This window comes from Pseudomonas sp. Irchel 3E13, assembly GCF_900187455.1.
In the GTDB taxonomy this organism is placed as follows: Bacteria; Pseudomonadota; Gammaproteobacteria; order Pseudomonadales; family Pseudomonadaceae; genus Aquipseudomonas.
Genome location: NZ_FYDX01000010.1, coordinates 86,301 through 110,199, shown reverse-complemented (window position 1 = coordinate 110,199; position 23,899 = coordinate 86,301). Strand labels below are relative to the sequence as shown.

General features: G+C 64.1%; 21 protein-coding genes. 11 read left to right on the top strand and 10 right to left on the bottom strand.

The genetic code is table 11. The features are described from left to right. Position 1: 1 nt before the first annotated feature. The 3 genes from CKW37_RS18910 to CKW37_RS18900 are packed head-to-tail and all read right to left on the bottom strand — an operon-like array spanning position 2 to position 1,009. Entirely contained in the window at positions 2-355 is a 354-nt protein-coding gene (locus tag CKW37_RS18910) for a putative holin (protein WP_095157248.1), read from the bottom strand. Beyond that, positions 348-737: a head completion/stabilization protein gene (locus CKW37_RS18905; protein ID WP_095157247.1), complete on the bottom strand. Its 390-nt coding sequence runs from the start codon at positions 735-737 to the stop codon at positions 348-350. The genes CKW37_RS18910 and CKW37_RS18905 overlap by 8 nt, the downstream gene beginning before the upstream one ends. 14 nt (positions 738-751) lie before the next feature. Further along, positions 752-1,009 carry a LuxR family transcriptional regulator gene (locus tag CKW37_RS18900; RefSeq protein ID WP_095157246.1) on the bottom strand — a complete coding sequence of 86 codons (258 nt, stop codon included), beginning with the start codon at positions 1,007-1,009 and terminating at the stop codon, positions 752-754. A gap of 225 nt (positions 1,010-1,234) precedes the next feature. Between CKW37_RS18900 and CKW37_RS18895 the strand changes: the two genes are divergently transcribed. Further along, entirely contained in the window at positions 1,235-3,316 is a 2,082-nt protein-coding gene (locus tag CKW37_RS18895) for a TonB-dependent receptor domain-containing protein (protein ID WP_095157245.1), read from the top strand. A gap of 18 nt (positions 3,317-3,334) precedes the next feature. Here the strand turns inward: CKW37_RS18895 and CKW37_RS18890 are convergent, their stop codons facing one another. Further along, positions 3,335-4,399, bottom strand: coding sequence for an AI-2E family transporter (locus CKW37_RS18890; RefSeq protein ID WP_095157244.1), 1,065 nt, complete (start codon positions 4,397-4,399; stop codon positions 3,335-3,337). A 122-nt stretch (positions 4,400-4,521) separates the two neighbouring features. Between CKW37_RS18890 and yegQ the strand changes: the two genes are divergently transcribed. Beyond that, on the top strand, positions 4,522-5,841 hold the full coding sequence (gene yegQ, locus CKW37_RS18885; RefSeq protein WP_095157243.1) for a tRNA 5-hydroxyuridine modification protein YegQ: 1,320 nt from the start codon (positions 4,522-4,524) through the stop codon (positions 5,839-5,841). Between the two features lie 13 nt (positions 5,842-5,854). Here the strand turns inward: yegQ and CKW37_RS18880 are convergent, their stop codons facing one another. Beyond that, complete coding sequence (locus tag CKW37_RS18880; RefSeq protein ID WP_371864302.1) at positions 5,855-8,170, bottom strand: acylase; 2,316 nt, start codon at positions 8,168-8,170, stop codon at positions 5,855-5,857. 214 nt (positions 8,171-8,384) lie between these two features. On the opposite strand from CKW37_RS18880, the gene CKW37_RS18875 reads away from it, so the two are divergent. Beyond that, complete coding sequence (locus tag CKW37_RS18875) at positions 8,385-8,768, top strand: fe2+ zn2+ uptake regulation protein (RefSeq protein ID WP_095157241.1); 384 nt, start codon at positions 8,385-8,387, stop codon at positions 8,766-8,768. A 41-nt stretch (positions 8,769-8,809) separates the two neighbouring features. Here the strand turns inward: CKW37_RS18875 and CKW37_RS18870 are convergent, their stop codons facing one another. Further along, positions 8,810-8,998 (bottom strand): hypothetical protein, encoded by a 189-nt coding sequence (locus CKW37_RS18870; RefSeq protein WP_095157240.1) that lies wholly within the window; start codon positions 8,996-8,998, stop codon positions 8,810-8,812. Between the two features lie 166 nt (positions 8,999-9,164). Here CKW37_RS18870 and CKW37_RS18865 point away from each other — a divergent pair, with 166 nt between their 5' ends. The 4 genes from CKW37_RS18865 (at position 9,165) to CKW37_RS18850 (ending at position 11,648) form a co-directional block, all read left to right on the top strand. After that, positions 9,165-9,623: a hypothetical protein gene (locus CKW37_RS18865; protein ID WP_095157239.1), complete on the top strand. Its 459-nt coding sequence runs from the start codon at positions 9,165-9,167 to the stop codon at positions 9,621-9,623. 304 nt (positions 9,624-9,927) lie between these two features. Further along, on the top strand, positions 9,928-10,308 hold the full coding sequence (locus CKW37_RS18860; RefSeq protein WP_095157238.1) for a Mor transcription activator family protein: 381 nt from the start codon (positions 9,928-9,930) through the stop codon (positions 10,306-10,308). 69 nt (positions 10,309-10,377) lie between these two features. Next, positions 10,378-11,016 carry a DUF2589 domain-containing protein gene (locus CKW37_RS18855; protein WP_095157237.1) on the top strand — a complete coding sequence of 213 codons (639 nt, stop codon included), beginning with the start codon at positions 10,378-10,380 and terminating at the stop codon, positions 11,014-11,016. Positions 11,017-11,111: 95 nt separating this feature from the next. Continuing rightward, positions 11,112-11,648, top strand: coding sequence for a DUF2589 domain-containing protein (locus CKW37_RS18850; protein ID WP_256587811.1), 537 nt, complete (start codon positions 11,112-11,114; stop codon positions 11,646-11,648). Between the two features lie 9 nt (positions 11,649-11,657). Here the strand turns inward: CKW37_RS18850 and CKW37_RS18845 are convergent, their stop codons facing one another. The 3 genes from CKW37_RS18845 to CKW37_RS18835 all read right to left on the bottom strand — a co-directional run bounded on the left by CKW37_RS18845 (position 11,658) and on the right by CKW37_RS18835 (position 17,788). Next, complete coding sequence (locus tag CKW37_RS18845; RefSeq protein WP_095157235.1) at positions 11,658-15,332, bottom strand: translocation/assembly module TamB domain-containing protein; 3,675 nt, start codon at positions 15,330-15,332, stop codon at positions 11,658-11,660. Further along, positions 15,329-17,071, bottom strand: coding sequence for an autotransporter assembly complex family protein (locus CKW37_RS18840; RefSeq protein ID WP_095157234.1), 1,743 nt, complete (start codon positions 17,069-17,071; stop codon positions 15,329-15,331). Before CKW37_RS18840 ends, CKW37_RS18845 begins: the two co-directional genes overlap by 4 nt. 66 nt (positions 17,072-17,137) lie before the next feature. Then, positions 17,138-17,788 carry a GNAT family N-acetyltransferase gene (locus CKW37_RS18835; RefSeq protein ID WP_095157233.1) on the bottom strand — a complete coding sequence of 217 codons (651 nt, stop codon included), beginning with the start codon at positions 17,786-17,788 and terminating at the stop codon, positions 17,138-17,140. Positions 17,789-17,957: 169 nt separating this feature from the next. Here CKW37_RS18835 and xthA point away from each other — a divergent pair, with 169 nt between their 5' ends. The 3 genes from xthA to CKW37_RS18820 all read left to right on the top strand — a co-directional run bounded on the left by xthA (position 17,958) and on the right by CKW37_RS18820 (position 21,383). Continuing rightward, positions 17,958-18,770, top strand: a complete 813-nt coding sequence (gene xthA, locus CKW37_RS18830) for an exodeoxyribonuclease III (RefSeq protein WP_095157232.1) — start codon at positions 17,958-17,960, stop codon at positions 18,768-18,770. A gap of 134 nt (positions 18,771-18,904) precedes the next feature. Next, on the top strand, positions 18,905-20,209 hold the full coding sequence (locus CKW37_RS18825) for a substrate-binding domain-containing protein (protein WP_095157231.1): 1,305 nt from the start codon (positions 18,905-18,907) through the stop codon (positions 20,207-20,209). Positions 20,210-20,387: 178 nt separating this feature from the next. After that, complete coding sequence (locus tag CKW37_RS18820) at positions 20,388-21,383, top strand: TerC family protein (protein WP_095157230.1); 996 nt, start codon at positions 20,388-20,390, stop codon at positions 21,381-21,383. 107 nt (positions 21,384-21,490) lie between these two features. Here the strand turns inward: CKW37_RS18820 and CKW37_RS18815 are convergent, their stop codons facing one another. After that, positions 21,491-22,720 carry an acyl-CoA dehydrogenase gene (locus CKW37_RS18815; protein WP_095157229.1) on the bottom strand — a complete coding sequence of 410 codons (1,230 nt, stop codon included), beginning with the start codon at positions 22,718-22,720 and terminating at the stop codon, positions 21,491-21,493. Between the two features lie 137 nt (positions 22,721-22,857). Between CKW37_RS18815 and CKW37_RS18810 the strand changes: the two genes are divergently transcribed. Then, a complete protein-coding gene (locus tag CKW37_RS18810; RefSeq protein ID WP_095157228.1) occupies positions 22,858-23,784 on the top strand; it encodes a LysR family transcriptional regulator in 927 nt (308 codons plus the stop codon). Positions 23,785-23,899 lie beyond the last annotated feature (115 nt).

Below are 23,899 nucleotides of genomic sequence, written 5' to 3'. Positions count from 1 at the left end.
CTCAACTCCCACCCCGCAAGCGCTGGATAATCTCGCGGAGGTCCGCGCCGTCGATCCAGATCATCACTTTGATGACAATCGGAATCACCACCACCGCACCGATGAACGCGGCCTCACCGCCAGAGAGAAACGGGGCGATCGAACGCATCAGCGGGGTGAAGAGATAGCCAACCCCCGCCGACAGAAACAAAGACCCCATACGCTGCCAGGCCTTCAGAAGGCCACGGGTGCTGGCAACCAGCCAGGCGCCAAGCAGCGCGCCAAACACCACGTCACCGTCCACCGTCGGCAGGGCCGAGGCCAGCCCGAGCCCAACGAAAAGACTGGAAAGATTGGCCGAGGTCGGATCACTCATCGCGCGCCCCTTTTGCAGCCTTGAGGCGGCGACGCGGGCATTCGACGACCGTAACCTGCTTGCCCAGCTCGAACCGGGTCGCTTCCGCCACCGCACGCCAGTAAAGCTGCGCCAGGGTGGGCCGCTTGCCATCACCCGGTAGGTCGAGCAGCGTCCTGTAGCCGCGTCCGCGCAGGGCCTGGCGCCACGACAGAAACTCCTTCACCACGCTCGACGCAGCCACCCGCGCCGCCACTTCGAGGCGGGCGTGGCCGATCTCTGCGGGCAGTTGCAACTGCTCGCGGATCAAGCGCAGATCGATGGTTGGCCAGAACGGATCGCTGGCCACCAGATAACGATGATTGTCCGCGTGGGCCGCGAGACAGGAATCATTGGATTGCATTTCCACTCCCTGGCTCACGAAAGGTCCGACTGATGATTGAGGATGCCGTAGCGCAGCGCCTTGATCACTGCCGCCACCCTCGAATGCACGGACAGCTTGCGCAGCACGTTGCCGACATGAAAGTTCACGGTCGATTCCTTGCATTCAAGAATTTTGGAAATTTCCCACGAGGTTTTTCCGTAGGAACACCAGAACAGCACTTCCCCTTCTCGCTTGGTCAACGACGGTGGATCGGCGGCCGCCAGGGCCGGGGTTACAGGGTCGGATGGCATGTCTCTCTCCGTGCACGTGGCCCTGATCTCGCGGGCCGATTGACGATGCCCGAACGATACGAAGGTGACGCCGTGTCGGACCAGTCGCACAACCTGTAGCCAACGCGACTACATATCAGCGAGGGAAAGTCCTGCCTCGAAAGCGGAAGATTGTGGTGATTTCACAGGGCTTTCGTTCGTCTGATCTCACATTGCCTGCCAGACCAAATCCGTTGGAGCTGTAAGATGCCTTCCCCCTTGTCCCTGCATTCCTCCCTGTACCTGCTTGGCCTGAGCCTCGCTGGCGGCACCGCCGTCCAGGCCGCTGATACCGTCGAACTGGGCCAGGTGGTGATCCAGGAAAAACAACAGGACGAGTTGCACGCCGCGCAAGAGCGCCTGCGGGAAGTGCCGGGCGGGACCAACCTGGTGGACATGAGCCGGGTCGAACAAGGCCGGGTCGCCAGCAACCAGGATGTGCTGGCCTACCAGCCCGGGGTGTTCGCCCAGTCCGCCGGCAACGACGGCATCAAGCTGTCGATCCGCGGCTCAGGGATCAACCGCGCACCGGGCGCCCACGGCTCCGGCACTTACGTGATGTTCGACGGCCTGCCACTGACCGGCCCGGGCGGCACGCCCTACGAGTTGTTCGAACCGCTCTGGCTGAGCCGCGCCGAAGTGTTGCGCGGGGCCAACGGTTTCGACCATGGCGCCCTGGCCCTGGGTGGCGCGATCAACTACGTGACCCACACCGGCCATGATGCCGCGCCACTGCAACTGCGTTACGAAGCTGGCAGCCGCGGCTACATGAAGCGCCAGATCAGTTCCGGCCAGGTGCTGGGCGACCTCGATTACTACGTCGCCCTCACCGACTCGGAGTACGACGGCTATCAGGACCACAGCAGCGGCAGCAGCAAAGGCATCGCCGCGAACGTCGGTTATCGCTTCAACCCCAATTTGGAAACGCGCTTTTACCTGCGCTACCGGGAAACCGATAACGAGCTGGCCGGACGCGTGACCCAGGACCAGATCAAGCACCACCCCCGTGCCGCCAACCCGGCGTACCTGACCCGCGACGACAGCCGTCCGCAGCCGGGCAGTACCTGGCTGGGCAACAAGACCACCTTCTATCTCGATGACGATTCGCAACTGGAAGCAGGCCTTGTCTATCACGACTATCCGATGGATCTGCGTGAAGGTCCGATGCGTCTGAAGGTCGCCTACACCGACGTCAGCGGCACCCTGAATTATCAGCGCCGCCATACCCTGTTCGGACATGAGAGCAAAACCACGATTGGCTGGCGCACCACCAAGCACCTGCCCAATAGCGGCGCGTCGCAATACTCGCGAGTGAACGGCGTATTCGGTGCGAAAACCCGCGATTTCACCTACCAGGGTTCGGACACCGTCCTGCATGTGGGCAACGAACTGGAGCTGATCCCCGACCTGTGGCTGACCAGCGGTCTGGCGGCGATCTACACCCGCCGCGAGAGCGACGTTACCTTCCCGGTTTCCGGCGGCAAGGTCAGCCAACATGACTGGGACTACGCGCCGCGTCTCGGCCTGCGCTACAACCTGAGCCCGGCGCTGCAGGTCTACGGCAACCTCAGCCGCTCGGTAGAACCGCCGCACCCGTGGTCGCTGATCTGGAGCGCCCCGACCCAGACCCAGCCGATCGAGATGCAGAACCAGACCGCTACCACGCTGGAACTGGGTGCCCGTGGCGACTCGGATCTCGGGCGCTGGGACCTGGCGTGGTACTACGCCAAGGTGCGTCACGAATTGCTGGCCGTGGAAACCCAGGCGGCAACCCAGACAACCGCGGCAATCGTCGGCGAATTCAACGCCAGCCCGACCACCCACCAAGGCGTCGAGGCCTCCCTCGACAGCCCGCTCTGGGAACGCGCCGCGGTCGGCAAACTCTCGCTGCGCCAGGCCTACACCTTCAGCGACTTCCACTACCGCGACGACAAGGTCTTCGGCGACAACCGTCTGCCCGGTATCCCGATGCATTACTACCAGGCCGAGCTGCGCTTCGACCTGCCGAGCGGGTTCTATGCCGGGCTGAATACCCAGATGGCATCGAAGGTCCAGGTCGACTACGCCAACAGCTACAACGCCGACGCCTACGCCCTGCTCGGCGCCACCGTCGGTTACAACGCGCCGAAACAGGACTGGCAGACCTGGCTGGACCTGCGCAACCTGACCAACAAGCGTTACGCGGCCATCGTTGTTCCGGGCTACAACGACAGAGGCGCCGATGTGGCGCGCTCGGTGCCGGGCGAAGGATTCGGCGTCTACGCGGGTATCTCCTACAGTTTCCGCTGAAAAATCCGGCTCACGGCCTCAAGGCGGCAACTGCACCTGAGGCCGGGTCTCGCTGTAAATACCCCAACTGGACACAAACAGCGCCGCAATCAACGGCCCGATCACAAACCCGTTGAGACCAAACACCGCCAGGCCGCCGAGCGTCGATACCAGCACCAGATAGTCAGGCATCCGCGTGTCCTTGCCCACCAGCAACGGGCGCAGCAGATTGTCCACCAACCCGATCACCCCGACGCCAAACACCGTCAGCACCACCCCTTGCCAGACCGCGCCGCTGAGCAGGAAATACACCGCCACCGGCGCCCAGACGATCCCCGCCCCCACTGCCGGCAACAGCGACAGAAACGCCATCAGCACCGCCCAGAGCAACGGACTCGGCACATCCAGCACCCAGAAAATCAGGCCACCCAGCGCTCCTTGGGCTATGGCCACCAGCAGGTTGCCCTTGACCGTCGCCCGCACCACCCGGTTGAACTTCAGTTGCAGACGGCGCTTCTGCTGCTCGGCCAACGGGATGGCCTGGCGAATCTTGCGCACCAGCTCGGCACCATCACGCAGGAAGAAAAACAGCAGGTAGAGCATCACTCCGAGGCTCACCATCAGTTCGAAAGTGCTCTGACCAAAACTGTAAGCCTGGCTGGCGAAGAACTGACTGCCCTGCAGCGCGCCCTTGGCGGTCTTGTCCCGCAGCCCTTCCAGGTCGCCCATGCCCATGCGTTCCAGCGTGCGCTGGGCGACATGCGGCAGCATGTCCTTGAACCGCTCGACATTCGCGGCGATATCCAGCTCACCGCTTTCGATGCGCTTGTACAGCGACGAGCCTTCCTGCACCAGCAGGCCACTGACGATGATCATCGGCAACACCGCGATCAGCAGGCAGGTCAACAAGGTCAGCGCCGCCGCCACATTGCGCCGCTGATTGAAGCGCAGCAGCAGCCGGCGCTGCATCGGCGCGAAGAGAATGCCGAGGATCACCGCCCAAAACACCGCGCCGTAATACGGCAGGAGAATCCAGATAAAGGCCAGGGTCACCAGCACCAGTAACCCGATAAGGGTTTTTCGTTGTACGGCCGTTTCGTTCATGTCCACTCCTTTAGCACTCTGAGCATTAGTGCGCGGCGCCAAGGAGAAAGTGCCGTTGCTCCAGATCAATAAATCCGAAGAGGCGTTGGGGTAGCATCCGCGCCTTTTGCCCCGACCTGATCATGACCAACCTGACCAAACCCGAACTGCTCGCCCCCGCCGGCACCCTGAAGAACATGCGCTACGCCTTTGCCTATGGTGCCGATGCGGTCTATGCCGGCCAGCCGCGCTACAGCCTGCGGGTGCGCAACAACGAGTTCGACCATGCGAACCTCGCCCTCGGCATCAAGGAAGCCCAGGCCCAGGGCAAGCAGTTCTACGTGGTGGTCAACATCGCCCCGCACAACGCCAAGCTGAAGACCTTCCTCAAGGACCTGGAGCCGGTGATCGCCATGGCCCCGGACGCGCTGATCATGTCCGATCCCGGGCTGATCATGCTGGTCCGCGAGCACTTCCCGCAGATGCCGATTCACCTCTCGGTGCAAGCCAACACGGTGAACTGGGCCAGCGTGAGGTTCTGGAAAAGCATGGGTCTGACCCGGGTGATCCTGTCGCGGGAACTGTCTCTGGAAGAGATCGGGGAAATCCGTCAGCACGTGCCGGAAATGGAGCTGGAAGTGTTCGTCCACGGCGCTCTGTGCATGGCCTACTCCGGCCGTTGCCTGCTGTCGGGCTACATGAACCGCCGCGACGCCAACCAGGGCAGTTGCACCAACGCCTGCCGCTGGAAATACACCGCCACGCAGGCCACCGAGAACGAAACCGGGGACATCGTCCGCGAAGTCGATCCGACCCTGGGCATCGGCGCGCCCACCGAGCAGGTGTTCGTCCTGCAGGAGAGCAACCGCCCGGACGAAGACATGCCGGCGTTCGAAGACGAACACGGCACCTACATCATGAACGCCAAGGACTTGCGCGCGGTGCAGCACGTCGAGCGTCTGACCCGTATGGGCGTGCATTCGCTGAAGATCGAGGGCCGGACCAAGTCGCACTTCTACTGCGCCCGCACCACCCAGGTGTATCGCCAGGCCATCGACGACGCGGTGGCCGGCCGCGAATTCGACCGCTCGCTGATGCTGGATCTGGAATCACTGGCCCAGCGCGGCTACACCGAAGGTTTCCTGCGCCGCCACGTGCATGACGAGTACCAGAATTACCAGCGCGGCAACTCGGTGTCGGACCGCCAGCAGTTCGTCGGCGAACTGACCGGCGAGCGGGTCAACGGTCTGGCGGAGGTCCAGGTGAAGAACCGCTTCGCCCTTGGCGATCACCTGGAGTTGATGACGCCGGGCGGCAACTTCCACTTCGACCTGGCCGACCTGCGTGACCGCCAGGGCAAGCCGATCGAGGTCGCGCCCGGTGACGGCCACACGGTCTACCTGCCCGTGCCGGAGCAGGCAGACCTGGCCTACGCCCTGCTGATGCGCGACGTCAGCAACTGACCGCGCTTTGCGGTTAGCGCTGGGCCGCCATGTCGGCGCTGTCCGTAGCGCGGATCACCAGGGAGCGGTACTGCGGATCGGCCTTGATCTGCGCTTCGGTGAACGGCGTCGGGTACCACTGCTTGGCCGAAAACGCGCGGGTCTGGTCACTGCCATGGGGCGAAGCGGCCTCGCTGGACTGGGAGAACACCAGCAAGCCCTGGGCTTTCGGGCCCTTGTCGTCGAAAGTCACCAGTTGCAGGTAGCTGGTGCCGCTGACCACCAGGCGTTTGCCCGGCGCCACTTCGACACTCTGGATCGCGTTGTACACGCCGAGGTTGGCCGGGCCGCCATGGATCGGTGTGCCGTCGGCGGCCTGCTGAATCTGCCCCCATTGACGTTCGTCAGCGAGCCCGGCCTGGGCCACTTGCTGCGCCGAGGCGCGTAGTGCGTCTCGCAGTTTCGCCGCGACATCGGCACGCTCGTAAGCCAGGCCACGCGGGGTGTACCAAGGATCGGCCGGGTTGAACGGCACGCGCCAGAACCCGCCCTGTTTCTGCAATGCCTGCATGATCGACTGGAAATGCACCAGGCCCAGCCCGCTCTCCAGATTGGCGCGCCGGTCCCAACCCGCCAGGCTGTCGCAGACGGCTTTCAACGAAGCGTCATCGCGCTCGCCGGCACACCACTTCAGCAAATCAGGCAACAGCACGTCGGCCAGATAGACCTGGTCGTCCATGACCATCTGCTTGAGGTCTTGCGCGTCGAGCTTGCCGGGCTGCTCCAGACGGGTCAGGGCGAAACGGCTGCGCGGCCCGAGCGGCAGGCTGTCGCGGCTGATCAGCGGCGAGAAGCCGGTCAGCGGCTCAGCCGGGTTGGCCAGCCAGGCGGTGTCGTTGGAGTGCTGGACGAAGTCCGCGCGGCTCAGGTGCGGTTGCATCTGCGCCGGGAAAATCCCCGGCTGCGCCGCGCGCGCATCGACCTTCCAGTTGCACGCGCTGCGCGAACCATCGAGGACGATCATTTCCAGCCCGGCCGCCGGATCGCTGCAGCGGCCCAGCAATTCGGTATCGACGTAGGGCACAACCGAGAAATTCATGTACAGGGTCTGCCCGGCCGCATCGGTGGCCAGCGTGTTGACCCACGGAATACCCTGCAAACGCTGCACCGAGTCCTGCAACGCGGCCAGGCTGTCCGCCTGGTTGATCGCGTGCCATTGCTGCAGCACGCGGGTGTTATCGAGGTTGGCATCCCGCAGGCTGAAGGCAACCTGCGAGGTCCAGTCCAGGCGGCCGGGCCACTGGACCACGGGGCCGAAACGGCTGCTGAACAATTCGCGGGTCACCGTGCTCAACTGGCCATCCGCGCCTTTGACGGTGACGCTCAGTTGCTGCCGGTCCAGCGGCAACGATTGCCCATCCAGCAGGTAACGAGTCGGGTCTTTCGGGTCCAGTTGCAGGCGGTGCAGGGTGAAGTGGCGCGAGGCATCGACGGTGTGGGTCCAGGCCAGGTGCTGGTTGAAACCGATATTGATGACCGGCAGCCCCGGCAGCGCGGCGCCCATCACATCGAGCTGGCCGGGCACGGTCAGGTGCATCTGGTAGAAACGCATGCCGCCGCCCCAAGGGAAATGCGGGTTGGCCAGCAGCATGCCGCGCCCCGTGGCCGAACGCTCACGGCCAACGGCCACGGCGTTGCTGCCGCGCTCAAGGGCAAAGCGCTGCTGACGTTCCATGGCCAGGTGGAATTCGTGGGTGCCACGCTGCGCCGCAACCGTCGGCGGCTTCGCCCCCACCACCGCTTCCGCGAACTGGCCGACCCCACCTTCCACCAGCAAGCGCCGGGTCAGCTTGACCAGATCGAAGGCCGTGATCGGCCGCAACCATTGCGCCTGCCGGCATTCCTCCGGCAGGCCCTGGGCGGTGCGCTCGGCGAGCGCGCGGTTGAAGCCCTTGGCGTAACCCTCCAGCAACGCCTGGATCGGCGCCGGCTGCGCCTGCCAGAACGCCGACACGGAGGTCGGCGTGTTGAGCCAGGTGAAAAACAGGTCGCTGGTGAGGTTTTCCCGCTGTTCGAGGGTGCGCTGTTGCGGCCCGAAGTAGCGCGAGCGCTGGCCATTGACCGTCAGCACTTCATTGGCCAGCAGGCAGAGGTTGTCCTGCCCGTAGGCGTAGCCGATGCCGTAGCCCAGGCTGCGGTCGTCGCTGGCGAGAATGTGCGGCACACCGAAGGTGGTGCGACGGATTTCCGCGTGGATGTCGTCCGGGACATCCCGGGCCTGGGCCGAAAGACCGAGGCCGACGAGCAGTGTGGCCAGGCAAAGTTTGGGGAGGGATGCAAAGGTGATCACGCGAACTCCAGCCGGATCAGGATCAAGGGGCATCCTGAATGAACGAAGCTCACATGAAAAATTTACGGTAAAGGGGGCTTTGCTTCGTTACAGGTAGGAACGCGGAATTTTTTTTCCGAAAAGTTGCAGATTTGCCGCGCTCATTCGTCTTATAGGGTGAGAGCGTCATTTTTGAACGCAGGACAGACAGGCTCTGGAAAGGGAGTTTTTTCGAATGTACAACCAACAACAACCGGTTCAACCGCTGCGTTACAGACGCAAGGTCAACGCCCCGCTACAGGTCAAGAGCGAAGCCCCGGAAACCGAGGAACGCGCTGGCAACGAGCAGATCCGCGAACTGCTGCGGGTCTTCGGCCTGCGCACCAGCCTGATCCGGCTCAAGGTCATCGACGCCTTGCACATGGCTGACCGTGACGGTCGCAGCATCGGCGTGCGCGGCATCCACAGCCAACTGGAGAAGCTGGATATTCCGCTGTCCTTCCTCAGTGTGCGCGAGGTGCTCAAGCGCCTGTGCGTCGAAGGCGTGATCAACATGGGCAGCGACAAGTGCTACAGCCTCAACCCCCAGGCCCGCGCCGTCCTGGAACAAAACCGCTGAGCGACCGGCCGGCGCAAGCCGGCCGCCCTGCTCGACTTCCGTCAGGGTTTGACCTTGCGGCGCATGATGCCGTTGATGACCACGAAGATCACCGCCAGGCCCATGGCCAGGTACTGGAACAACTGCTCGGTGATCACGCCTTGCTTCTGCAGCCAGGACATCCCCAGCATGGCGCCCAGCAGGATCAGGGTCATCAGGATCGAGTATTTGAGGCGTTGCCGTTGAGTCATTGGTAAATCCTTGCGACAAACTGTGGTGACGGCCCGGAACTGGCCGGGCGCCATGATACAACGCCGCTTTCGCCCCGAGGATGTTTTCCCGGTTTTTTACACCCCCCGTACCTGAAAGCATGCGTGGCTCCGGGCACTGCGCCCTCTCCAGCGAGCCGACCCTCCCATGTCCATCCGCCTTCTGCTTGGCAGCCTCACGCTGGCCACCAGCCTCGGCGCCCACGCGCTGAACACTGAAAAACTCCCCGAATCCGCCTTGCTGTCCCTCGGTGCCACCCTGGCCCATGGCGCCGGCAGCAGCCAGTGGCAGCAACTCTGGCAACGCACCCGCGCCGCCGGCCACCTGAGCCCGGGCGAGATGGCCCACTTCACCCTCCCCCAACCGCAGGTCGCCGAGCTGGTGAAGACCACCCTGCGCCAGGCCGACAGCGCCGACGCCGCAAAATCCACCCAGGTGCGCTATCGCCGCGACTTCCAGCCGCAAGTGGTGGGCATGCTCAGCGGCACCCCGCTCAGCGCCATCTGCCTGTGGGTCGACTGGCGCACCCTGCCGGAGCGCCATGAGGCCTCCATGGCGCCGCATATGGGTCAGGTCAGCCTGCTTGTCAGCCAACCTTGTCCCTGAGTGAGCTTTGCCAACACATGTGGCGTGTTGCGCGGCGGTGACGCCGAACCACAACGGCTGGAATCGCGAAGCAGAGGTTCTGCCTACCACCGGCGATCATGAAACTTACAGTTCTTTGACTCGTTGGCTACCGTCGCTGACCTGCTTGATACCTAGCGACCCCGGTTCGGCTGATCGAGAATCGACCTCACGCCACCTGCCCAGTCCAGTGCTCGATCGCTCTTCGCTTGGCACGGATATTCAAGCCCTGCATGGCCCGACACGGTGGCCCTTTGCTCACCACGCCAACAACAAGGAAGTCATCATGCAATCCTGTGAACTGAAGCGAATCGACATCGGGCAACTTCCGCAATCACTGCAAATGCTCATTGACTGTATCGGCATCGAACATGCTTACCGCCTCACCAGCATTTACGGCGGGCGCCCCAAGTACATTCCCAAGCACCTCGAACGCACCTCGCTGGCGGAAATTCTCCCGGTCGACGCCCTTGAAGCGCTGATCAAGCGCTACGGCGGCATGGCCCTGGAAATTCCCAAGTGCGATCACTTCAACCGCCAGCTGCGCAACCAGCAGATACAGGAGGAAAGCTCCAACGGCCTGTCCCGCAGCGTGCTGGCGAACAAGTACGGCCTGAGCCTGCGTCAGATCGGCAACATCCGCCGACAGGACGCACACCAGCGCTGATCCACAACCTGCAGGCAGGTTGCCGGCAACCCGCGCAATCCCGCGCACTTCGAGAAAAGGAACTCTTGAATGGCAACTCTCGACAGCGGCCTCATCGGCTCTGTAATGAACGCACTCCCCCTCGACCGCATGATCTCCGGCCCGCTGCAAGCCATGATCCAGGCCCAGGTCACCGCCAGCAAATCCTACGCGGACTTCCTCATGGGGGTCTGCATCAAGGACGGCAAGGCCGTCGCCATCCAGTTCGACTACGACGAAGCCCTCACTGATGAGCAAGGCGTCTACAAAGGCACCGTGTCGCGCAAGATGCAGATCCCGCTGCTGGCCGCCGTCGCCCACCCGAACATCGTGGTGGAAGAAGGCACCATCGACTTCGAACTGACCGTCAGCCAGCAAGCGGAAAACACCAGTGAAACCGCCGGCTCTGCCGAGTTTGGCGCCTCACTGGGTTGGGGGCCGTTCAAGGTGGACGTACGCGGCCAGGTCAGCCACAAGTCCACGCAGACCCGCAAGACCGACACCCGCGCCCGCTACGCCGTCAGCACCAAAGTCCGGCGCCAGGACCCGCCGGAGGCCCTGATGCGGGTCATCGACTTCCTCACCGACGCCGCCACCAAACCCATCACCCTGCCCAACACCGAAGCCCGCAGCCCCGAGGCGCTGCCCGACGACAACAAACTGCCGGCGCCGGACCAGCAGACGGCCTGAACACCTCGCCCCGACCGCCCCGCCCTCACCGGCGGGGCATCCTTTCATCCCGCTGAGGAATGCTGCCCGTGGATCAAACGCCCCCCAAGGAACCGATCGCGTCGAGTGACCTGTGCGACATCACGCGCGGCCTGCAAGAAGCCGCGTCCGCCACCACCAGCCTGATCGCCCAGCAATACATCAGGCTGTTCGACCAGTTTTTCGACTACGACCCCGAAGCCCTGGGCACACCGATGAAGGCGAAGATGGTGGAAGTGGCGGTGGACGACCAGCACAGCCTGAAGATCCCGTTGATCGCCCTGGTCGCGCCGCGCGGGCTGGCGCTGGAGCGGATGCAGGTCGACCTGTCAGTGAAGATCCAGAACACCCGGCCGGCCGCGGACCAGTGCCCGGAAGCCCGCCATCAGCGTTTTTTCGTCAAGGTCGGGCAACAGACCAAACGCCAGGGCGAGGCCCGCGACCCCGACGAGGTGCAGATCCGCATGCAGTTCCACGCCTGTGAGCCACCGGAGGCACTGAACCGGCTGATCGAGGAATACACCCACCTCATCTCGCCCTCGCGCCGGGCCGCCCTGCCCGACGACCGCCCGCCTTCCAGCAACGAGTTCATCGACGCCGCCACCGTGCGTTGACCCGCCGCCTCAGAAGTCCCGCTTGTAGAACAGATCCAGGGAGCTGGCCACGCCGCTGGCCGCTTCCAGGTACAAACGCTTGCTGAGCATGTAGCGCAAGGCGATGGTGTTGGCCGGTTCGAACACCCCCACGCCGTAGCGCAAGCTCAGTTTCTCGGTCAGGTTGCCGCTGGCCACCACGCTGGTGGCGTTGCCGCTGCCTTCGGTGTCGAGCTGGAAGTCATCGATGCCCAGGCTCGACGCCAGACTGCCGGTGATCCCCGCACTCCCCGCCAGGCCCAGTCCCAATGCCGCTTGCGCCAGCATGTTGTTGTCTTCGCCGGTGGTACTCAGCGGACGCCCCAACACCAAATACGACAAGGCCTGTTCCTGGCTCATGGCCGGCTCGGAGAACACTTGGGTGGTGGGTTGTTCGGCGCTGCCGCTGAGGCGGATCCCGGCAATCACGTCATCGGTCTTGCGGATCGCTTCGATATCCAGATACGGCTGGTCGATCGGCCCCGCGAACAGCAGACGCGCGCGGCGGATGGTCAGGCGTTGGCCATAGGCGCGGTAGCGGCCATCGGACAGGCTCAGTTCGCCACGGGTATCGAGGTTGTCGCCGATATGCACATGACCGAGCAGATTGGCGGTCAGGCCGAAGCCGCTGAACGAGAGTTTTTCCTGGCCCACCTGGACATCGATGTCCATCGCCACGGCCATCGGCGCTTTACCTTCCTCGGTCTGATGACCAACGATCACCGTGTCCTCGGAGACCTTGACGGTGGACGGCGGCAGATCGCGCACCGTGATCTTGCCCTTGGGCACCAGCACCTTGCCGCTGATCGCCAGCCGCTCGCCCTGCAGGCTGATCTTGAGGTCAGGCGCCACTTCGAGGGCGGCGTAAGGTTCGACGTTGACCGGCAGACGCTGCCCTTGCAGCGCCAGGTCCACCGCCAGGGCCCGGCCCCAGCCGATCTCGCCACTCAGCCGGCCTTGCCCGGCTTCGCCACTGCGCCAGTCGCCCGTGAGTTGAACCTGCTCGCCCGCGATCAACGCCCGCACCGTCAGCTCGCGCAGGCTGATCGGCAATTCCGCCCCGCCGACCTCGCCCCCCGACAACACCAGGTTACCGTTGACCAGCGGCGCCAGCAGCGTGCCGGAAATCTGCCCGCTGCCATTCAGTTGCCCGGCGAGCCGCTCGACCATCGGCACGAACGGCCGCGCCACCGCCAGATCCAGACCGCTCAAACGGAACTCGCCGCTCAGCGGCTTGTTGCGCGCCAGCGGATCGATGCGCGCCGACAGGCTCAACTCACCCAGGCGTCCACCGCGAAAATCCAGGCGGGTATCGACCCGACGTGGGCCCAACGTGCTGTCCAGACGCAGGCTCTGGTACGGGAAATCAACCCACTGCCCCTTCTCGCGAATACGCAGGGTGCCGCCACTGGCATCCACCTGCACCGTGCCTTTCGGCCCGCTGGCCGGCAGGTCGAGATTGATATCGGCGTTGAGCTGGCCCTGCCAGGCGAAGTCCTTGGGCAGCCATTGCGCCAGGCTGTCGAGGGGGAATTGCTTGAGGTGGTAGCGAATCCGCGGCTCCGGCGCCAGGCGCTGCTCGTCGCCACACAGGCTGGCCTGCCCGGACCGCCAGCAATGGGTGCCGAAATCGATCTGCCCATTCGCCAGCCGTTGCAGTTTCGCCGGCGCTTGCAGACGCCAGTCCTGACCACCGGCGCGAATCTCGCCAGAGGCCAGGCGACCGCGCCAGTTGCCCTTGTCCAGTTGGCCCTCCAGGCCCAGGTCGAGCTTGAGCTGCGGCCCGTCCAGCGCCAGTTGCAACTGCTGTTGACGGATATCGCCCTGGCCCTTGGCGGTCAACGTGCCGAGCGCCGTCTCGCCGGCGCGAATGCCGCTGGCGCTAAGGTCGATCAGGGCTTTCTGGTTGCTGTCGAGGCGGGCGTCGAGACTCAAGGTCTGCAGGCGATTTTCTGCCTGGGCCAGTTGCTGCCCTTGCAGCTTCAACTGACCTTGCGGCGCCTTGAGGGTGCCCGCCACATCGACGCGGCCCTTGATCTGTCCCTGCAGTTGCGGCCAGAGCTGGCCGAGACGCGGCAGGTTGAGGTCGATCTGCCCGGCGAGGCGCTGTTGCAGGCTGCCACTGCCAATGACCTGGTTGTCACCCAGGCGTAATTGCAGGGTTCCCAAGGTCCACTGCTCGCCCGCGCCTTCGGCCTTGAGCTGCAACACCGCCGGTTGGCCACGCAGTCGGCCCTTGAGGTCGAGGTCGGCATTGAGGCTGAGTTTTTCGTTCTTCAACTCGCCTTTGCTACGCAGCGGTCCGCCCAGGGTGCCGGGCATCTCCGCCAGCCAATACGCAGGGTTCAGGTCCGAGAGATCCAGCGCCGCATCCCACGCCACGCCATCGGCGAACGCGACGCTGACACTGCCGGCCGCCTTGCCCTGGCCTGCTTCCAGTGCGAGCTGCGGCAGGCTGATCTTGCCGAGGTCGCCCTTGAACGGACTGCTGACTTTGAACGCGCCAGCCGGGCCGTCGAGGTCGCCGTTGAAATCACCTTCGTAGTTGCCATCGCGGTACTGCACCTGGGCCTTGAGCCGGTGCAACTGCACTTGCGGAGGCTGCTCCAACGGATAGAGGCGCAGCCATGGAAAGTCCTGCCAGTCGAGGGTGGCGCTGGCCGTCAGGGCTTGCTCCCAGTTGGCGCTGGCGGTCAGACCCAGGCGTTGCGCCGGGGTGGCGGTCAGGTCGAGGGCCGCCAATTCGGCGCCCTTGGCATCGACCCGGCCGCGCAGGGCCAGGTTGATCGGCCCCTGCTCCGCCGCCAGGTTGCCCGCACCGATCAGTTGATAGCCGGCCTTGAGGTCGCCGTGGGCGGTGAGTTCCAACTGCTCGAAACGCAGGGTGTCCGGCAGGCTGCCCAGCGCCTTGAAGCCGGTGGCGCTCAGGCGCACTTGCGCCGGCAGGTTGTCGGCCAGCGGCTGCAACTGGCCGCTGAGGCGACCTTGCAGATAGCCGCTGCTATCGGCTTGCAGGTCCAGGCTCTTCTGCAGTTCGCCCTTGACCTGCAACGCCAGGTTCCAGGCCTGGCCGTCCACTGCCGGCAATTGCAACTGCCCTTCGGCCTGCAACGGCCAGTCGCCGCCGGGTTGCAGCAGACCCTGAAGGGTCAGGTGCAGGTCTTCGCGCTTGAGGTCGAGGCTGTCGATCTTCAGCCCTTCACGGGTCCAGTGCGCCGCCAGGGTCAGGCCGCTCAACTGTTCGGCGCCGTCCAGACGCAGGGTGCCGACCTGCACTTCGCCCAGTTCAATGGCCAGCGGCAGGTCGAGTTCGGGAAGTTTCAGCGGCCCGCTGTCAGGGTCAGTTTCGGTGGGCGCGAAGGTCAGTTCGACCTGCGCCGCGTGCAGTTTGTCCACGCACAGGGTGCGCCGCAGCAAGCAACCGGGCGTCCACTCCAGCAGCGGCGCGACCAGTTCGACCCGGTCGCCACCCGACTGCCAGACCAGCTTCTCCGCCTGCCACTGCCGGGCGAGGGTGCCCTGAAAACCGTCCACCTCAAGCCCGGGCACCAGGCCCAGTGCCCAACGGCTGCCGGCCTGGGTGCCGAGTACCAGCCCCAGCGCCAGAAGCAGCAAGACCAGCAGCGCGAACAGGCTGATCGCGATCCATTTCGATACCTGCTTCACAGCTCCGGCCCCATCGAGAAGTGCAAACGAATACCGCCGTCGTCATCCAGCGCCTTGGCCAGGTCCAGGCGCAGTGGGCCCACCGGCGAAACCCAGCGCACGCCGAAGCCGACGCCGGTCTTGAGGCTGGGGAAGTCGAGATTGTTGAAGGAGTTGCCCTGGTCGACGAAGGTCGCCAGCCGCCATTTGTCGGCGATCTGGTACTGGTACTCGGCGCTGCCGGCAACCATGTAGCGGCCACCGATGCGGTCGCCGTCGCCATTCTCCGGTGACAGGGTCTGGTAGTCGTAGCCGCGCACGCTCTGGTCGCCACCGGCGAAGAAGCGCAGCGATGGCGGCACCGATTTGTAGCCGTTGGTAGCGCTGCCGCCGAACTGCACGCGGCCGAGGAAACGGTGGTTCTGCGCCAGCGTGGTCAGGCCCTTGACCAGCACGGTGCCGTTGACCAGGTTGGTGTCCGAGAGCAACCCTTCCTTGGCCACCCGCACATCGAATTGCAGGCGATAGCCATTGTGCGGATCGATACGGTTGTCGCTGCGCAGGTAGCTGTAGCTGACGCCGGGCATCAACAGGGTGCTGAGGCCGGAGTCGTCGCCGAGGCGATATTCTTCGCGCTGCCATTTCAACGAAATCACCCGCTGCCAGCCGCTGGGCAACTTGCTGTGCCATTCCGGGCCGACGGTCAGCAGCTTGCTGAGGGTGTCGGTGCCGGCGATCTCTTCATATTGATAACCGCCGGCATAGCGCAGCTTGTCGGTGAGCGGCGGGTCGAGGGGCACGTCGTACCACAGGCCGACGTTCTGCCGCGGCGCCGACAATTCGGTTTCGATGCCGTAGCTGTGGCCTTGCGGGTTGACCCAGTGGCGCGTCCAGCCGGCCTTGCCACGCGGACCGACGTCGGTCGAGAAGCCGAGGCCCAGGCTCATGGTCCGCGGTTTGCGGGTCTGCACCTGGACATCCACCGGAATGCTCTGGCCCACTGCTGCGGTCGGCGCGGCATCGACCCGCACGCCTTCGAAGTAGCCGCTCGATTGCAGCGCGTTGTTCAGTTCAGCGATCAACTCGGAGTCGTAGGGCGTGCCTTCCTTGAACGGCACCATGCGTTGCAGCAGCTCTTCGTCGAACGGTGAATCGCCGTCGAACTGCACCCGGCCCAGGCTGTAGCGCGGGCCGCTGTCGTAGACCAGTTCGATATCCGCGACCCCGGCAGCCGGGTCCACCGCCAGGCGGTTGCGCACGAAGTGGCCCTTGAAGAAACCGTAGCGCGACGCCTGGTTCTGGATCAGCCGCTTGGCGTCTTCGTAGTGACCGTGATTGAGCACTTCGCCGCTGCGCAAGGCACGGCTGTCGGGGACCCGGAAGGATTTGAGCTGGCTGGCCGGGCCTTCGATGCGCACGCTGACATCGCGCAGGCGGATCGGCTCGCCCGGCTCGATGGTCAGGCGCAAGCGCGGGCCTTTGTCATCGTCGCGCGGTGGCAGCACCTCGCTTTCGATCTGTGCCTGGTAGTAGCCCAGTGCCTGGGCGGCCTTGCGGGCCTGTTCCTCGGCCCCGCGACTGAAGCGCAGCAGCGCCTCTTCATCGCGCTCGCCGAGGCTACCGATATAGCCCTCGACATTGGCCTTGAGGTCGTTATTGGCGGGTTTGATGCGGATAACCAGCTCACTCTGTGCCGCCGCCGCGAAGCTGCTGGCCAGGCACAGGATCAAACCGCAGGTGAAGCGTCCTGAATACGTCATAGGCGCGGATGCTACCAGAGCCTGGCGAATGGCTGGAACCCGAAAGGCGTCTGGATCGGGCCTGCGTCAGGCACTTTCCTGTGCGACCCGCTGTGGTCCCGGGTGAAAAAACACATGCTCGCGGATCGGTCCCACAGCGATTTCGCCAATCTCCTGGTAGCCCTGGCGCTGGTAGAACGCCAGGTAATGCTCGTTGCCGGTATCCAGCACCACGCCGTGGGAATTTTCATCCTCGGCGCACCAGTCGTGGACCGCCGTCAGCAATTGCTCGCCGTAGTGCTTGCCCTGGAACTGCGGATGAATGCCCAGCAGCGGCAGCACATGCACGGCGTCGCCGGGCAGGCAGGCCATGAGCGCGGCGCGATAATCGAGGTAGCGGCGGGTGCAACGGAAGCCGGCGCTCAACACCATGCGCATGCGCCAGGCCCAACTGTCGGTGACGCCCAGGCGGCGTACCGGCGGCGAGATCAGGGCGATGCCAATCAAGCGGTCGTCCACCAGCAGGCCAATTGCCGGCAACTCCTGATAGAAGTGCTGACGCACCCGCTCGCGGACCAGCGCCCGCACGCGCTGGTCGAAGCCGGCGCGTTCGGCTTCAAACAGGTAACCGTAGGTGGGTTCGTGGCGGTAGGCGTGGTAGAGCAGCGAACGTGCCTCGCGGCTGTAGCCACTGTCGAGTAGACGGACTTCGGCCGGCGCGGGGGTCGATTCAGGCATGGTCACGGTTCTCCTGATGGCAGTTGGGCATGGCTCTTTGAGATGCGGGCGACGCCAACGTTCCTTCTTGGTTGGGCTGGAGTATAGACAGCCGCTTCAACGGCATCATCGCTGGCCGGCCAGGCCGATGTCGGCTAGCATCCAGCCTTTTACCCAGGACCCTGTTTCCATGAAGATCGTCTCGTTCAACATCAACGGCCTGCGCGCCCGGCCCCATCAATTGGCGGCGTTGATCGACAAGCACCAGCCCGATGTCATCGGCCTGCAGGAAACCAAGGTGTCGGACGAACAGTTCCCACTGGCGGACGTCCAGGCCCTCGGCTACCACGTTCATTTCCATGGACAGAAAGGCCATTACGGCGTCGCCCTGCTCTCGCGCAAGCCGCCACTGAGCCTGTTCAAGGGCTTCTCGACCGACGAAGAAGACGCCCAGCGCCGTTTCATCTGGGGCACGTTCGCCGACGACAATGGCAACCCGATCACCATCATGAACGGCTACTTCCCACAAGGTGAAAGCCGCGATCACCCCACCAAGTTCCCGGCCAAGCAGCGCTTCTACAGCGACCTACAGGCACTGCTGGAAACCCAGTTCAAGAACGACCAGCCGGTAGTGGTGATGGGCGACGTGAACATCTCGCCGGAAGACTGCGACATCGGCATCGGCGCCGACAACGCCAAGCGCTGGCTGAAGACCGGCAAGTGCAGCTTCCTGCCCGAAGAGCGCGAGTGGATGGCCCGCCTGAAGAACTGGGGCCTGACCGACAGCTTCCGCCACCTGCACCCGGAAGTGGTGGACCAGTTCAGTTGGTTCGACTACCGCAGCCGCGGCTTCGAAGACCAGCCCAAGCGCGGCCTGCGCATCGACCTGATCCTGACCTCCCATGCGCTGTTGCCGCGGGTCAAGGCGGCAGGTGTGGATTATGAGTTGCGCGGGATGGAAAAGCCTTCCGACCACGCGCCGATCTGGCTTGAATTGAACTGATCGATCCGGGGACCGCCTGGCGGTCCCCCACAAGGGCCATCTGCTCGCGATCAGCCTCCGCCGCACCTGTCATCTTTCGGTCACCTGCCTGTCTTAATCTGCCGAAACCTTCGTTTCCAGAGTCTCCGCCGGCAATGATCCGCCCCTGTGCCCTTCTCCTTATTCTGCTCGCGCCCCTTGCCGCCGCCGACACCCTGCGCATCCAGGGATCCAACACCATCGGCGCGGTGCTGGCGCCTGCGCTGGTGCGTGGCCTGCTGGAAGAACGTGGCCTGCGCAATGTCGAGATCCTGCCGTCGGACGTCGCCAATGAAGTGCGCGTGCAGGGCCGCGACGACAACGGCCAGGTGCAGCGGGTGGAAATCGCCGCCCACGGCAGCAGCACCGGTTTTATCGCACTGAAAAACGGCAGCGCCGACCTCGCCGCCGCCTCACGCCCGATCAAGGACAGCGAACAGGCGGAACTCCAAGCCCTGGGCAACCTGACCGGCGCCGACGCCGAGCAGGTCATCGCCCTGGACGGCGTGGCGGTGCTGGTCCATCCGGACAATCCGCTGCCGCAACTGACCACCGAGCAACTGGCCGGGGTCTTCTCCGGGCGCATCGCCACCTGGGAAGAACTCGGCGTCGGCGGCGGGCCGATCCAGTTGTATGCCCGCGACGACCGCTCCGGCACTTGGGAAACTTTCAAGAATCTGGTGCTCGACCCGCATCACCAGCGCCTCGCCAGCAGCGCCCGGCGCTTCGAGTCCGGCGAACAGTTGGCCGAAGCGGTGCGCCACGACCGCCAAGCCATCGGTTTCAGCAGCCTGACCACCGTCCACGGCGCGCGGGTGCTGGCGGTTGCCGACGGGGCCTCGCGGGCCATGCTGCCGAGCGCCGAGCAGATCGCCAGCGAGGACTATCCGTTGTCGCGGCGGTTGTATTTCTACCTGCCGCCGACGCAACGCAATCCCCTGGCCAAGGCGCTGCTGGACTTCACCCAAAGCCCGCGCGGCCAGGCCATCGTCGCCAGCAACGGCTTCGTCGCCCAGCAGGTCCGCCCGCTCAGCGAACCACCCCAGGCCGACCTGCCGCCGCGCTATCGCCACCTGCTCAGCGAGGCGCGGCGGCTGTCGGTCAATTTCCGTTTCCAGGAAGGCAGCGCGACCCTGGACAACAAGGCCCTGCGGGATATCGAGCGGCTGGCGGACTACCTGCGACAGAACCGCAAGCTCGACGGCAAAGTGGTGCTGGTGGGTTTCGGCGACGCCAAGGACGACGCCCGCCGCGCCGACCTGTTGTCGCGCCTGCGGGCAATGGCGGTGCGCCGCGAACTGGCCAGGCACGAGGTCACCCTGCGCGACGTCATCGGCCTCGGCGCCGAATTGCCGGTCGCGGCGAACACCGATACCCAGGGCCGCATCCGCAATCGCCGGGTTGAAGCCTGGGTGTATTGAAAGAACGGTGCGCTGAAGGAAATTTCTTAAAGTCTTGTAAGACCTTGTAACGCTCTCGCCCGCCCCGCCCCGTGTCCGGCAACTAGGCTAGAGCATGTGACGCCGGGCCCCTCTGACGGTCGCCAACCGCCATGTCGGAGTCACAGTTGCTTGCCAACTACGACATCGGGAGGGGCTCATGACAGCTCTGCAAGATTTTTTCAGCGCCGAATTCCTCGGCACCAGCAGCCTGCTCTGGCTGGCCTTTATCGTGATCGTCATCGCCCTGCTGGTCTTCGACCTCGGGGTGCTGCACCGCGACCAGCATGAAATCGAAATGCGCGAAAGCCTGCTGCTGTATGCCGGCTATTTCAGCGTGGGCGTGATGTTCGGCGGCTGGATCTGGTACGAATTGGGCGCCCAGAGTGCCCTGGAGTTCTACACCGGATTGCTGGTGGAACAGTCGCTGTCGATGGACAACGTGTTCGTCATGGCAATGATCTTCGGCTTTTTCGGCATCCCCCGGCGTTACCAGCACCGCGTGCTGTTCTGGGGCATTCTCGGCGTGGTGGTGTTGCGGGCGATCATGATCGGCGTCGGTAGCGCGCTGGTGAAGGAGTTCGACTGGATCCTCTATATTTTCGGCGCGTTCCTGCTGATCACCGGGGTGAAGATGCTGTTCAGCCGCCAGGAGTCGCACCCGGACCTGGCCAACAATCCATTAATCAAATTCATCCGCAGGCATGTGCGGGTCACCGACCAGTTGCACGGTGCGCGCTTCTTCGTGCGCCTGGTGCCGGCGGGGCAATCGAAGGCGATCCGCTACGCCACGCCGCTGTTTCTTGCCCTGGTGCTGATCGAACTGGCCGACCTGGTGTTCGCCGTAGATAGCGTGCCGGCGATCTTCTCCATCACCCAGGACCCGTTCATCGTCTACACCTCGAACATCTTCGCGATCCTCGGGCTGCGCGCGTTGTATTTCGCCCTGGCGGCGTTGATGCACCGGTTTGTCTACCTGAAGTACGCGTTGGCGCTGGTGCTGATCTTCATTGGCGGCAAGATTTTCCTGCACGGGTTCATCGGCAAGATTCCGGCGTTGTTGTCGCTGGGGGTGACGTTCGGGCTGCTGGCGGGCGGGGTGGTGCTGTCGCTGTTCAAGACGCGGGATGAGAAGGAGCCGCAGAAAGAGCATTGAACATATGGCCTCATCGCTGGCAAGCCAGCGCCCACAGGCTTTGGACTGTGTGGAAGCTGGCTTGCCAGCGATAAGGCCAACAGAGCGACAAGTACTTGCTGAACGTATCAGTGACTGCCGCGCAGCATTTCCTTCGGCACATACTTGCCGATCTCGTACTTGCCGATCGCCGCCCGGTGTACTTCATCCGGGCCGTCGGCCAGGCGCAGGGTGCGCTGCATGGCGTACATGTAGGCCAGCGGGAAGTCGGCGGAAACCCCGGCACCACCGTGAATCTGGATCGCCCGGTCGATGACCCTCAACGCCACGTTCGGCGCCACCACCTTGATCTGGGCGATTTCGCTACGGGCCACCTTGTTGCCCGCGTGGTCCATCATGTACGCCGCTTTCAGGGTCAGCAGGCGGGCCATGTCGATCTCCATCCGCGAGTCGGCGATCTTGTCGACGTTGCCGCCCAACCGCGCCAGTGGCCGGCCGAAAGCGGTGCGCTCCACCGAGCGCTTGCACATCAATTCCAGTGCCCGCTCGGCCATGCCGATCGAACGCATGCAGTGGTGGATACGGCCCGGGCCAAGGCGGCCCTGGGCGATTTCGAAACCACGGCCCTCGCCGAGGATCACGTTGTCATACGGTACGCGCACGTTCTCGAACAGCACTTCGGCGTGACCATGCGGCGCGTCGTCGTAACCGAACACCGGCAGCGGACGGACGATCGTCACGCCGGGCGCGTCGGTCGGCACGAGAATCATCGAGTGCTGCTGGTGACGCGGGTTTTCCGGATTGCTCAGGCCCATGAAGATCATCACTTTGCAGCGCGGGTCGCAGGCGCCGGAGGTCCACCACTTGCGGCCATTGATGACCCACTCGTCGCCATCGCGCACAGCGCGGGCGGCCATGTTGGTGGCGTCGGACGACGCGACGTCCGGCTCGGTCATGGCGAAGGCCGAGCGAATATCACCGCGCAGCAGCGGCTCCAGCCACTGGCGTTTCTGCTCGGCGCTGCCGTAACGCACCAGCACTTCCATGTTGCCGGTGTCCGGCGCCGAGCAGTTGAACGGCTCCGGCCCCAGCAACGAACGGCCCATGATTTCCGCCAGCGGCGCGTACTCCAGGTTGGTCAACCCGGCGCCCAGTTCCGACTCGGGCAGGAACAGGTTCCACAAACCTTCGGCCTTGGCCTTGTTCTTCAGTTCTTCCATGATCGCGGTCGGTTGCCAGCGATCGCCCTCGGCGACCTGTTGCTCGAACACCGGTTCAGCGGGATAGACATAGGCGTCCATAAACGCGGTGACACGTTCGCGCAGGGCCTGGACCTTGGGTGAGTAGGCGAAATCCATGAGTAGTACCTTCTTCGTGAAAGGAATCTGGAATCGATGCTAGATCACCGGGCAAAATCCACCTAGTCTATTTTCGGCGTGTATAAACATTCATAACCGATATATGATCGAGCCATAACGCCAACAAGAGCAGTGCCATGAACTTGAGCAAGGTCGACCTCAATCTGTTCATCGTTTTCGATGCCATCTACACCGAAGCCAACCTGACCCGCGCCGGGCAGATCGTCGGCATCACCCAGCCGGCGGTGTCCAACGCCCTCGCCCGCCTGCGCGAAACCTTCAATGACCCGCTGTTCGTGCGCACTGCCCAGGGCATGGTGCCGACGCCCATGGCGCAGAACATCATCGGTCCGGTGCGCAACGCGCTGTCGCTGCTGCGGGTGTCGGTTCAGGAAAGCCGCATCTTCAATCCGCTGCAGGCCAACAAGACCTTCCGCATCAGCATGACCGACCTCACCGAGGCGGTGGTTCTGCCGCCGCTGTTCCAGCGCTTGCGGCGCCTGGCGCCGGCGGTGGTGATCGAGAGTTTCCTGTGCAAACGCCGCGAAACCACCAAGGAACTGGCCGCTGGCCGCCTGGATTTCGCCGTCGATGCGCCGCTCAACACCGACCCGCAGGTGCGCCACGTCAAGTTGATCCAGGACCAATACGTGTGCGCCATGCGCCAGGGCCACCCGATGGCCAAGGACAAGATCAGCCTCGACGAGTACATGAGCCTGACCCACATCCACATTTCCAGCCGCCGCAACGGCCTGGGTTATGTCGACCTGGCGCTGGGCAAGATGGGCCTGCAACGGCGGATCGCGCTGCGTTCGCAGCATTACCTGATGGCGTCGCAGGTCTTGCAGCAGACCGACATGGTCATGACCGTGCCCGAGCGCTTCGCCCGTCGGCACAACCTCAACTACGCGAGTCTGCCGGTGAATGACGTGCCGCCGCTGGAAACCCATTTGTACTGGCACGAAAGCACCGACCAGGACCCGGCCAACCGCTGGATGCGCGAGCAGATGATCGAGTTGTGCCAGGCGGTGGTGGCGCAGGATGAGCGGGATGTGAAGGCGTAGAAAAACAATCGCGGGGTCGGTTCGGGGCAAGGAGTGCGTGGTTCCTTGTCCCGGGCCAGCCCCGCGAGTGCATTTACAACCCGGTGTGTATTCGCTGGCTTTGGGCCTCATCGCT